We start from the raw sequence: 11,568 nt of genomic DNA on the forward strand, positions 1-11,568 counted from the left end.
CAGCGACTCGTGGCGGTCCAACGAGAGCCCGCTGCTGTTCGACGGCGGCGGCAACAAGAAGGCCGCGTACACCTCGGTCCTCAACGCCCTCAACGCCGCGAGCCCCACCACCTCGCCCACGGTGAGCCCCACCGTCAGCCCCCCGGGCAGCACGCCGCCGGGCGGGCCCGGCGGCACGAACGAGATCGTGGGGACGCAGTCGGGCCGGTGCATCGACGTGCCCAACGCGACGCAGGCCAACGGCACACGGGTGCAGCTGTACGACTGCCACGGCCAGACCAACCAGCGGTGGACGTACACGTCCGGCAAGGCGCTGCAGGTGTACGGCAACAAGTGCCTGGACGCCAACGGGCAGGGCACCGCCAACGGCACGGCCGTCATCATCTGGGACTGCAACGGCCAGCCCAACCAGCAGTGGAACGTCAACAGCAACGGCACCATCAGCGGCGTGCAGTCCGGCCGCTGCCTCGACGTGTGGGGCACCGCCAACGGCCAGCAGGTCCAGCTGTACGACTGCCACGGCCAGGCCAACCAGCAGTTCAAGCTGGTCTCGCTGGGCGGGCCGACCTCGCCCCCGCCGTCGTCGCCGTCGCAGTCGCCGGGCGGGTCGTGCTCGCTGCCGTCGTCGTACCGGTGGACGTCGACAGGCGCCCTCGCCAACCCGCAGAACGGGTGGGTGTCGCTGAAGGACTTCACCAACGTCGTCTACAACGGCAAGCACCTGGTCTACGCGTCGAACGTCTCCAGTGGAGGGTCGTACGGCTCGATGAGCTTCGGCCTCTTCACCAACTGGTCCGACATGGCCTCGGCCCCTCAGACCGGGATGAGCCAGGGCACGGTCGCGCCGACGCTGTTCTACTTCGCCCCGAAGAACGTCTGGGTGCTCGCCTACCAGTGGGGGCCCAACGCCTTCAACTACAAGACCTCCAGTGACCCGACCAACCCCAACGGCTGGTCCGCGCCGCAGGCGCTGTTCACCGGCAGCATCACCGGCTCCGGCACCGGCGTCATCGACCAGACGCTCATCGGCGACGGCCAGAACATGTACCTGTTCTTCGCCGGCGACAACGGCAAGATCTACCGGGCGACCATGCCGATCGGGAACTTCCCGGGCAACTTCGGCTCCAGCTACGAGACGATCATGAGCGACTCGCAGTACAACCTGTTCGAGGCCGTCGAGGTCTACAAGGTTCAGGGGCAGAGCCAGTACCTGATGATCGTCGAGGCGATCGGCAGCCAGGGGCGCTACTTCCGCTCGTTCACGTCCTCCAGCCTGAGCGGGTCGTGGACCCCGCAGGCCGCCAGTGAGAGCAACCCCTTCGCCGGCAAGGCCAACAGCGGCGCGACCTGGACCAACGACATCAGCCATGGTGACCTGGTCCGCACCAACCCCGACCAGACCAAGACCATCGACCCGTGCAACCTGCAGTTCCTGTACCAGGGCAAGAACCCGAGCGCGGGCGGCGACTACAACCTGCTGCCGTGGCGGCCGGGTGTGCTGACGCTGCAGCGCTGAGCGTGCGGGCCACCGCGGCCCGCCTTCCCGGCCGCTGGGGCGTGTCCGGTGCCGGCAACGCATCGGACACGCCCTCGGCGGTGGATGGCGACCGGCCCGTGCGGGACGGCGAGGAGGAGGCCAGGCGGATATCGAAGATGCCCCATCTCTTGACGATAGACGTCATACGACTTATGTTTCGCCCGAGGTTCGATCCTCGGTACCACCCCCGTCGCAGCCCCCGGCCGCCCCGCCCCGGCCCTGGCTGCGCAGGCAGCGCCTCCACCGCCAACCGGGAGCGCTGCCGCCGACCGAAGGAGACCCACCTGTGAGCACCCGACAGAAACCCCGCTGGCTCGCGGCGCTCGGCGCCGTGGCCGTGATGGCCGCGGGAGTCGTGGCCGTGACGACGATGACCATGCCGTCGGCGTCGGCGGCCACGACGGCCGGCTGCGGCAAGACCCCGACGCTGCGCAGCGGCAACTACACCATCCAGAGCGGCGGTCAGAACCGCAGCTTCATCCTGCGCATCCCCGACGGGTACAGCAACACCCGGCCGTACCGGCTGATCTTCGGCTACCACTGGCGCGGCGGCACGATGAACGACGTCGCCTCCGGCGGCACCAGCGGCACCTCGTGGTCCTACTACGGGATGCAGCAGCAGTCCGGCAACAGCGCGATCCTCGTCGCGCCGCAGGGCATCGGCAACGGCTGGGCCAACAGCGGCGGCCAGGACATCACGTTCACCGACGACATGGTCCGGATGATCGAGAACGACCTGTGCGTCGACACCACCCAGCTGTTCGCGATGGGGTTCAGCTACGGCGGCGGGATGAGCTACGCCATCGCCTGCGGCCGGGCCACCGTGTTCCGGGCGGTCGTGGTCTACTCCGGCGCGCAGCTGTCCGGCTGCAGCGGCGGCACCCAGCCGATCGGCTACTTCGGCATCCACGGCATCTCCGACAACGTCCTGAACATCGCCTCCGGGCGCCAGCTGCGCGACACGTTCCTGCGCAACAACGGCTGCGCCGCCCAGAACGCGCCGGAGCCGGCACCCGGCAGTGGCCGGCACATCACCACCGCCTACTCCTGCCGCGCCGGGTACCCGGTGCGGTGGGCCGCGTTCGACGGCGGTCACGGCCCCGGCCCGGTCGACGGGTGCTCCGGCTGCGAGGACGGCACCAGGACGTGGACCAAGACCGAGGCGTGGCAGTTCATCTCGTCCTTCGCCGGCGGCACGACGCCGAGCTCCCAGCCGCCGGGCAGCCCGTCGAGCAGCCCGTCCGGCAGCCAGCCGCCGGGACAGTCGAACGTCATGGTCGTCGGCGCGGGCTCCGGCCGCTGCCTCGACGTGCCGGGCAGCAGCACGACCAACGGCACCCAGCTGCAGCTGTGGGACTGCCACGGCAACACCAACCAGCGCTTCACCTACACCGCCAACCGGCAGCTGACGGTGTACGGCGGCAAGTGCCTGGACGCCAGCGGCCAGGGCACCGCCAACGGCACCACCATCGTCATCTGGGACTGCAACGGCCAGCCCAACCAGCAGTGGAACGTCGCCGCCAACGGCACCGTCACCGGCGTGCAGTCCGGCCTGTGCCTGGACGCCAGCGCCAACGGCACAGCCAACGGCACGAAGCTGCAGCTGTGGGCCTGCAACGGCCAGGCCAACCAGCAGTGGAGCCTGCGCGGCTGACCGGGCCACCGGTGGCGCCGGCTCCCGGCCGGCGCCACCCCTCCGACAGAAGATGAGGAACACCATGGCAACGAGGAGCGGCGCGGCGACGATCGCCGCGGTGGTGCTGGCCGCGGCGGCCGCACTGGTGGGGTTCGGTGCCCCCGCGCAGGCGGCCACCGCGGTCACGATCAACGGCTCATCGGGCGGGCGCGCGCTCGACGGCATCGGCGCGGTCAGCGGGGGCGGCGGCAACAGCCGGCTGCTGATCGACTACCCGGAGCCGCAGCGCAGCGACATCCTGAACTACCTGTTCAAGCCGGGCTACGGCGCGGCGATGCAGATCCTGAAGGTGGAGATCGGCGGCGACACCAACTCGACCTCCGGCGCGGAGCCCAGCCACGAGCACACCCGCGGGGCCGTGAACTGCAACCGGGGATACGAGTGGTGGCTGATGGAGCAGGCCAAGGCCCGCAACCCCAACATCAGCCTGGTCGGGCTGGCATGGGGTGCCCCGGGCTGGATCGGCAACGGCAACTTCTGGTCCAACGACTCGATCGACTACCTCCTGGCGTGGCTGGACTGCGCCGGCACGCACGGGCTGACCATCAACTACCTCGGCGGCTGGAACGAGAAGGGCTACAACGTCGCCTGGTACAAGAACCTGCGCACAGCACTGAACTCCCACGGCTACAACGGCGTGAAGATCGTCGCGTCGGACGACTTCGGCTGGTCCGCCGCCGACGACGCGCTGCGCGACAGCGCCTTCGCCAACGCCGTGTCCGCGTTCGGCAGCCACTATGTGTGCGGGTACCGCAGCGCCCAGAGCAGCTGCCCCAGCTCCAGCAACGCGCTGGCCACCGGCAAGGCGCTGTGGGCCAGCGAGAACGGCTCCGACGACTACAACGCCGGTGCGCAGGCGCTCGCCCGCGGCATCAACCGCGGCTACGTCGACGGGCGGATGACCGCCTACATCAACTGGCCGGCCATCGCCGCGATCACGCCGAACATCCCCTGGGCGACCACGGGCGTCGCGGTGGCGTCGCAGCCGTGGTCCGGTGCCTACTCGATCGGCAAGAACGCGTGGGTGATGGCGCAGACCACCCAGTTCACCGCCCCGGGCTGGCGTTACCTCGACAGCTCCAGCGGCTACCTCGGCGGCAACCGCAACAACGGCAGCTACGTCTCGCTGCGCTCGCCCGCAGGCGGCGACTACAGCACGATCATCGAGACGATGGACGCCGCTGCGGCGCAGACCCTGAACTTCACCGTCACCGGCGGCCTGTCCACCGGCACGGTGCGGGTGTGGTCGACCAACGTCCGGTCCAACAACGCCGCCGAGCACTTCGTGCGCGGCGCCGACATCACGCCCTCCGGCGGTGCCTTCTCCCTCACCGTCCAGCCCGGCTACGTGTACAGCATCACCACCACGACCGGGCAGGGCAAGGGCACGGCGGTCAGCCCGGCGCAAGGCAACCTGAAGCTGCCGTACAGCGACACCTTCGACAGCTACGCCGCCGGCCGCGAAGCCACGTACCTGATGGACCAGCAGGGCTCGTTCGAGGTCGCCGCCTGCGGGGGCGGCCGTTCCGGCCGGTGCGTGCGGCAGATGTCGGAGCAGGCGCCGATCTACTGGACGTCCGGCCACGCCGACCCGTTCACGCTGCTGGGCGACCTTACCTGGCGCAACTACACCGTCTCCTCCGACGTCATGCTGGAGAAGTCCGGCTACGCGCAGCTCATCGGCCGCGGCAACACGTACGACCACCAGGGCCCGCAGAACCTCAACGGGTACTACTTCCGGGTCACCGACACCGGCGCCTGGTCGATCCGCAGCAACAACACCAGCGGCAACTGGCGGACCCTCGCCAGCGGCACCACGGCGGCGCTGGGCACCGGGCGCTGGCACACCCTGTCGCTGACGCTCAACGGCAGCACGCTGACCGCGTCCGTCGACGGCGCCACGGTCGGCTCCGTGTCGGACTCGACCTGGGTCGCCGGCCAGATCGGGTACGGCACCGGTCAGGGCGTCACGGCGCAGTTCGACAACCTCACGGTCACCCCGGTCGGCACCTCGGGCGGGCCGACCGGTGAGATCCGCGGCGCCGGCTCCAACCGGTGCCTGGACGTCAACGGTGCCGGCCAGGCCGACGGCACGGTCGTGCAGATCTGGGACTGCAACGGCGGCGCGAACCAGCAGTGGACGCTCACCTCCGGCAACCAGCTCACCGTCTACGGGAACAAGTGCCTCGACGTGGCGGGCACCACCCAGGGCACCCGGGCGCGGATCTGGACCTGCAACGGCGGCGCCGGCCAGCAGTGGCGGGTCAACGCCGACGGCTCGATCGTCGCCAACGGGTCGGGGCTGTGCCTGGACGTCAACGGCGCCGGCACCGCCAACGGCACCGCGGTGCAGCTGTGGACCTGCAACGGCGGCAGCAACCAGACGTGGATCCGGGGCTGACGGATCCACCCGCGCCGGCGGCGCCACGGTCCGGCCGTCCACATCGGACGGCCGGGCCGCGCCCGCCGGCATCCGGACCGAACACATGAAGGAGGGCCACATGCAACGCACCCCACGGTCCGCCGCACGACGCTGGACGCGGCACTGATGGGCCCGCGCCACGACACCATGCCGCCCATGGCGGGGACGGCGGAGGCACCGGCCAGACAGTCCACGGCCCGCCGCGGCACCATCCTGGCGGTCGCCGTCACGCTGCTGCTCGCCGGCGCCGCCGCCGTGACACTGAGCCGTGCCGCCCTGGCCGCCGACGGGGCCCAGCAGATCGTCGGCGCCGGCTCCGGACGCTGCGTCGACGTGCCGAACTCCAGCACCACCAACGGCACCCAGGTCCAGCTATGGGACTGCGGCAGCGCCGCGGGCCAGTCGTGGACCTACACCGCCGCCAAGCAGCTGACGGTGTACGGCAACAAGTGCCTCGACGCCAGCGGCCGCGGTACCGCCAACAACACCCCGGTCATCATCTGGGACTGCAACGGGCAGAACAACCAGCAGTGGAACGTCAACGCCAACGGCTCCGTCACCGGTGTGCAGTCCGGCCTCTGCCTGGACGCCACGGGCCGCGGCACCGCGAACGGCACGAAGATCATCCTGTACGCGTGCAGCGGCCAGACCAACCAGCAGTGGACGCTCTCGTCACCGCCGCCGGGCGTCGCCGGCGGGCCGTGCGACATCTACGCCGCGGGTGGCACGCCGTGCGTCGCCGCGCACAGCACCGTCCGGGCCCTGTCCAGTTCCTACAGCGGCAACCTGTACCAGGTGCGGCGCTCCTCGGACAACGCGACCCGCGACATCGGTGTGGTGGCGGCCGGCGGCACCGCGAACGCGTCGGCGCAGGACTCCTTCTGCGCCGGCACGACGTGCGTGATCACGGTGCTCTACGACCAGTCGGGGCGCGGCAACGACCTGTGGTACCAGGGATCGAGCGTCGTGCCCGGCTCACCGCAGAGCAGCCCGGCGAGGGCGACCACCGAGTCGCTGACGGTCGGCGGCGGCAAGGCGTATTCGCTGTACATCAACCCCGGCAACAGCTACTGGCGCGACGGTCACCTGACCGGCGTGCCCACCGGCAGTGCGCCCGAGGGCATGTACATGGTCACCAGCGGCACCCACGTCAACAGCGGCTGCTGCTTCGACTACGGCAACAGCGAGACGACCCGCAAGGCGGACGCGGCCGGCGCCATGGACGCGATCTACTTCGGCACCAGCTGCTGGTTCGGCGGCTGCTCCGGCACGGGCCCATGGGTGCAGGCGGACCTGGAATGGGGCCTGTTCCCGGGCGGCAGCAGTTCGTGGAACTCCAACCAGCGGGCTTTCACCAGCAAGTTCGTCACGGCGACGCTGAAGAACAACGGCACGTCCCGCTTCGCCATCAAGGGCAGCAACGCCCAGGCCGGCAGCCTGTACACCCTGTACGACGGCGCGCTGCCCAACGGCTACAGCCCGATGAAGAAGCAGGGCGCCATCGTGCTCGGCAGCGGCGGCGACTGCTGCAAACCCGGCGGCGGAGCCAACCAGAGCGCCGGCACCTTCTACGAGGGCGCCATGGTGTCGGGCTACCCGTCCGACGCGGCCGAGAACGCGGTGCAGGCGAACATCGTCGCGGCCGGCTACCGCTGATCATCCAGCCGGCCAACCCGGGTGGGCCCCGCCGCGACGCCGACGCGGCGGGGCCCACCCTTCATGCCGGCTCGAGCAGTCCGGCGCCCCGCAGCGCGGGCCAGAGCGCGTCGGGGACGGTGGTCGCGGCGCGGTGCAGGGTCTGCTGGACCTCTGCCCGGCTGCGCAGGCCGACCACCGTCGCGGTGAGGGCCGGGTGGGCGCGGACGAAGGCGATCGCCGCCGCGGGCAGCGTGACGCCGTGCGCCTCGCAGATCTCGGCGATGCGGCGCGCACGGTCGATGAGCCCGGCGGGCGCCTGCCGGTAGTCGTACGTCGCGTCCGCCGGCGGGCGGTCCCGGGCCAGCAGGCCGGAGTTGTAGACGCCGGCGATCACGACACCGACCCCGGCGCGCTGCGCGGCGGGCAGCAGGTCGTGCAGCGCGCCCTGTTCGAGCAGGGTGTACCGGCCGGCGCACATCACCAGGTCAATGTCGGTCTCCTGGACGAACCGGGTGAGCATCGCCGACTGGTTCATCCCCGCCCCGACGGCGCCGATGACGCCCTGGTCGCGCAGCTCGGTCAGGGCGGGCACCGCCTCGGTCGCGGCCTGCCGCCAGTGCCCGTCCGGGTCGTGCAGGTAGACGATGTCGATGCGGTCGAGGCCGGTGCGGGTGAGGCTCTCCTCCAGTGAGCGGCGCACGCCGTCGCGGCTGAAGTCCCACTGCCGCTGGTGGGTCGCGGGGACGTCGAAGCCTTCCGGGTCGCGCAGGTGCGCCGTGCGCGGCGACGGCACGATCAGCCGGCCGACCTTCGTGGAGATCACGTAGTTGTCGCGCGGCCTCGTGCGCAGCGCGGCGCCGAGCCGCCGTTCGGACAGCCCCAGTCCGTAGTGCGGGGCGGTGTCGAAGTACCGGATGCCGGCGTCCCAGGCGGCGTCGACCGCCGCGGTGAAGTCCTCGTCGGTGGTCGCGTGGTACAGGTTGCCGCCCTGCGCGGCGCCGAGACCGAGCGCGGTGAGACCGATCGCCGGCCGGCGCGGGAGCGGCCGGGGCGTCACGACGGCCGCAGGCGGTAGACCCGGCGGGCGCTGCCGGCCCAGATCATCGCCTGGTCGGCCGCGTCCAGCGGCTGCAGCAGCTCTGCGAGGGTGTCGATCCAGCGTTGGTACGACGTGGCGAGCAGGCAGACCGGCCAGTCAGAGCCGAACATGAGCCGGGACGGGCCGAAGGTGTCCAGCGCGTGCTCGACGGCGGGCCGTAGTTCCTGCGGTGTCCACGTGGTCCAGTCAGCCTCGGTCGCCAGGCCGGACAGTTTCGCGGTCGTGTTCGGCAGCTGGGCGAAGGTCCGCAGGTCCCGGGCCCAGCCGCCATGCCTGGAGTAGGGCAGCGAGGGTTTGCCGAGGTGGTCCAGGACGAACGTCACGCCGGGCAGGTCGCGGGCGAGCCGCGCGGCGGCGGGCAGCTGGTGGCGGCGGATCACCAGGTCGAACGCCAGGCCGGCCGCGCCGACCGCCGCGACGCCGCGGCGCAGGTCCGGCCGGTCCAGGAAGCCGGGGTCGGACTCCTCCTGCACGAGGTGGCGGATGCCGACGAGCCGGCCTCCGCCCACGCCGGCCCGCAGCCGGGCGATGCGGTCGGCGACGTTGCGCGCCGTGAGGTCCACCCAGCCGACGACGCCGCCGATGAGGTCGGTCGCGTGTGCCTGGCGCAGCAGGTCCGTCGTCTCGGCCGGCGAGGAGATGCTCTGCACCACGACGCTCTGAGTGACACCGGACTCAGCGGCCAGCGGGGCCAGGTCCGCGACGGTGAAGTCGGCGTTGATCGCCTTCATCGTCGTGGCGTTGATCCACGGCTGCGGGTGGCGGGCGCGGACCCACAGGTGGTGGTGGGCGTCGACGATCTGCTGCGGTGCCGGCCCTGCACTGGGACTCATCGGCCGAGCCAGCCACCGTCGACGGGCAGCGTGACGCCGTTGACGTAGTCCGATGCCGGCGCGGACAGGAACACCGCCGCCCCGCCGATGTCCTCGGACCTGCCCCAGCGGCCGGCCGGGATCCGCTCCAGGATGGACCGGTGGCGCACCGGGTCGTCGCGCAGTGCCTGCGTGTTGTCCGTGGCGATGTAGCCCGGCGCGATGGCGTTGACGTTGACGCCGTGCCCGGCCCACTCGTTGGCGAGCGCCTTGGTCAGTCCTGCCACGCCGGACTTCGCGGCGGTGTACCCGGGGACGTTGATGCCGCCCTGGAAGCTCAGCAGCGAGGCGGTGAAGATGATCTTTCCTCGGCCGCGCCCGATCATCGCCCGGCCGATCTCGCGGCTGAGCAGGAACTGGCTGCTGAGGTTGACCTGGATGACGTGGTCCCAGAGCTCGTCGGAGTGCTCGGCGGCCGGGGCGCGGGCGATGGTGCCGGCGTTGTTGACCAGGATGTCGACCGGCCCGAGGGCGTCGAGATCGGCGGCGAGGCGGTGGACGGCCGCGCGGTCGGCGAGGTCGGCGGTCAGGGCGGTGAAGCGGCGACCGGCGTGCCGGACCCGCCGCTCGACGTCGCTGCCGGAGGGTTCCAGCTGCGCGGAGACGCCGATGATGTCCGCGCCGGCCAGGGCGAGAGCCTCTGCGATGGCCAGGCCGATGCCCCGCCGGGCGCCGGTCACGACGGCGGTGCGTCCCGAGAGGTCGAACATCGGGTTCACCGCGGCTGCTCCTGCCAGTCGATGAGGACCTTCATGACGCTGCCGCCGGACTCCAGCGCGGCGAAGGCGTCGCCGACGGTGTCCACCGGCCCGACCCGGGAGATCAGCCGCTGCACGGGGACCTCGCCCGTGGCGACGAGCCGGATCGCCTCGGTCATGTCGTCGCGCTGGTACAGGCGGGCGCCGAACAGCTCGAGCTCGCGCCAGAAGAACCGGTGCAGGTCGACGGGGCGCAGCTGCGGATGGATGGCCACCATGACCAGGCGGCCCCGGCTGGTCAGCACGTCGACGGCGGTGGCGACCCCGGCGGCCGACCCGGAGACCTCGAAGGCGATGTCGGCGCCCGCGTTCATGGTGCGCTCGTTCACGGCGGCCACGACGTCGGTCGCCGCCGGGTCCAGTGCCTCGACACCCAGGTCGGCGGCGACGCGGCGGCGGAACCCGTCGGGTTCGACCAGCAGGACCCGTGCGCGGCGCTGCTGCGCGACGGCGGCGATGAGCAGGCCGACGGGCCCGCCGCCGACCACGACGACGTGGTCGCCGGCGCCGACGTTCGCCCGGCGGACGTCGTGGACGGCGACCGCGGTCGGCTCGATGAGGGCCGCGTGCTCCAGCGGCAGCTCCTCCGGCAGCGGGAGCACCAGGTCCGCCGGGACGTTCCACAGCGACTGCATCGCACCGGGGGAGTCGATGCCGAGGAACCGCATGCTGTGGCAGATGTGGGAGTGCCCCCGGCGGCACGCCGCGCACCGGCCGCACGACCGCGTCGGCATGACGGTCACCGGCTGGCCGACCGACCAGCCGGTGACGCCCGGTCCGAGCCTGGCGACCCGCCCAGACATCTCGTGGCCGATCACCGCCGCCGCGCCGACCCGGGCGTCCATGTCGCCGTGGTAGATGTGCAGGTCGGTCCCGCAGATGCCGGTGTAGGCGACGGCGATGCCCAGCTCCCCGTGGCCGGGCTCCTCTTCGGGGCGTTCTTCGATGTCGAGGGTGCGCGCCCCGCGGTAGACGACGGCTTGCATCGAACTCCATCCGGTGCTGCGGACTGCCGGGCTCGTTGACCGCGAAAACGTAACTCGTATGACGTATGCAGTCAACCGCGAAGATCGAGCAGGGTGAACGGCGTCCGGCAGGCCGCCCTCCGAACAAACATATGACGTATGTCGTCAATCATGTAACGTGCTCGATGCATCGATGGCGACCGGATCGCGCACCCTCGCCCCGCCCGGCGCCGGCGCATCGATGCACAGCAATCGGCGCGGCGGCGCGCGCCCATCTGACCAGCACTGTCAGGAGGGTTCATGAACCGAACACCCCGATACCGAAGCGGCGCAGCGGCGGTGATGCTCGCGCTCGCCGGTGGAAGTTTCACGGCCGTCGCCATCACCGCGGCGCCGGCGTCGGCGGCCATCAACGCCGCCGACTTCCAGCAGGTGACCCTCGCCAAGGGGCTCGCCGAGGTCGGCGAGCCGCTGACCATCTCGGTGCTGCCCGACCGCTCGGTCCTGCACACCGCCAGGAACGGCACGCTGCGGCGCACCGACGCCAACGGCACCACGTCGGTGATCGCCAACATCCCGGT

Annotated in this window: 9 protein-coding genes; 5 read left to right on the top strand and 4 right to left on the bottom strand. The window is 71.4% G+C overall.

What is annotated here, in order from left to right:
* The 4 genes from ACFY3L_RS54260 to ACFY3L_RS54275 form a co-directional block, all read left to right on the top strand.
* On the top strand, positions 1-1,516 hold a 1,516-nt coding region (locus ACFY3L_RS54260), incomplete at its 5' end, for a non-reducing end alpha-L-arabinofuranosidase family hydrolase (RefSeq protein WP_389343788.1).
* A gap of 361 nt (positions 1,517-1,877) precedes the next feature.
* Positions 1,878-3,191: a ricin-type beta-trefoil lectin domain protein gene (locus tag ACFY3L_RS54265; protein WP_389343812.1), complete on the top strand. Its 1,314-nt coding sequence runs from the start codon at positions 1,878-1,880 to the stop codon at positions 3,189-3,191.
* Positions 3,192-3,255: 64 nt separating this feature from the next.
* Positions 3,256-5,634 (top strand): ricin-type beta-trefoil lectin domain protein, encoded by a 2,379-nt coding sequence (locus ACFY3L_RS54270; RefSeq protein ID WP_389343791.1) that lies wholly within the window; start codon positions 3,256-3,258, stop codon positions 5,632-5,634.
* Between the two features lie 177 nt (positions 5,635-5,811).
* The gene (locus ACFY3L_RS54275; protein WP_389343794.1) at positions 5,812-7,311 is read left to right on the top strand and encodes an arabinofuranosidase catalytic domain-containing protein; all 1,500 of its coding nucleotides are present in this window, start codon (positions 5,812-5,814) and stop codon (positions 7,309-7,311) included.
* A gap of 61 nt (positions 7,312-7,372) precedes the next feature.
* On the opposite strand, the gene ACFY3L_RS54280 is transcribed toward ACFY3L_RS54275, so the two are convergent.
* From ACFY3L_RS54280 to ACFY3L_RS54295, 4 genes are read right to left on the bottom strand one after another with little or no spacing between them, the layout of a single operon-like run.
* Positions 7,373-8,350, bottom strand: coding sequence for an aldo/keto reductase (locus ACFY3L_RS54280; protein ID WP_389343797.1), 978 nt, complete (start codon positions 8,348-8,350; stop codon positions 7,373-7,375).
* Positions 8,347-9,225: an amidohydrolase family protein gene (locus ACFY3L_RS54285; protein ID WP_389343800.1), complete on the bottom strand. Its 879-nt coding sequence runs from the start codon at positions 9,223-9,225 to the stop codon at positions 8,347-8,349. The genes ACFY3L_RS54280 and ACFY3L_RS54285 overlap by 4 nt, the downstream gene beginning before the upstream one ends.
* On the bottom strand, positions 9,222-9,974 hold the full coding sequence (locus ACFY3L_RS54290; RefSeq protein WP_389343803.1) for an SDR family NAD(P)-dependent oxidoreductase: 753 nt from the start codon (positions 9,972-9,974) through the stop codon (positions 9,222-9,224). The genes ACFY3L_RS54285 and ACFY3L_RS54290 overlap by 4 nt, the downstream gene beginning before the upstream one ends.
* A 5-nt stretch (positions 9,975-9,979) precedes the next feature.
* On the bottom strand, positions 9,980-11,008 hold the full coding sequence (locus ACFY3L_RS54295) for a zinc-binding dehydrogenase (protein ID WP_389343806.1): 1,029 nt from the start codon (positions 11,006-11,008) through the stop codon (positions 9,980-9,982).
* A gap of 279 nt (positions 11,009-11,287) precedes the next feature.
* Here ACFY3L_RS54295 and ACFY3L_RS54300 point away from each other — a divergent pair.
* A partial coding sequence (locus ACFY3L_RS54300; RefSeq protein ID WP_389343809.1) for a hypothetical protein occupies positions 11,288-11,568 on the top strand: 281 nt, incomplete at its 3' end.

The organism is Dactylosporangium sp. NPDC000521, from assembly GCF_042898305.1.
In the GTDB taxonomy this organism is placed as follows: Bacteria; Actinomycetota; Actinomycetes; order Mycobacteriales; family Micromonosporaceae; genus Dactylosporangium.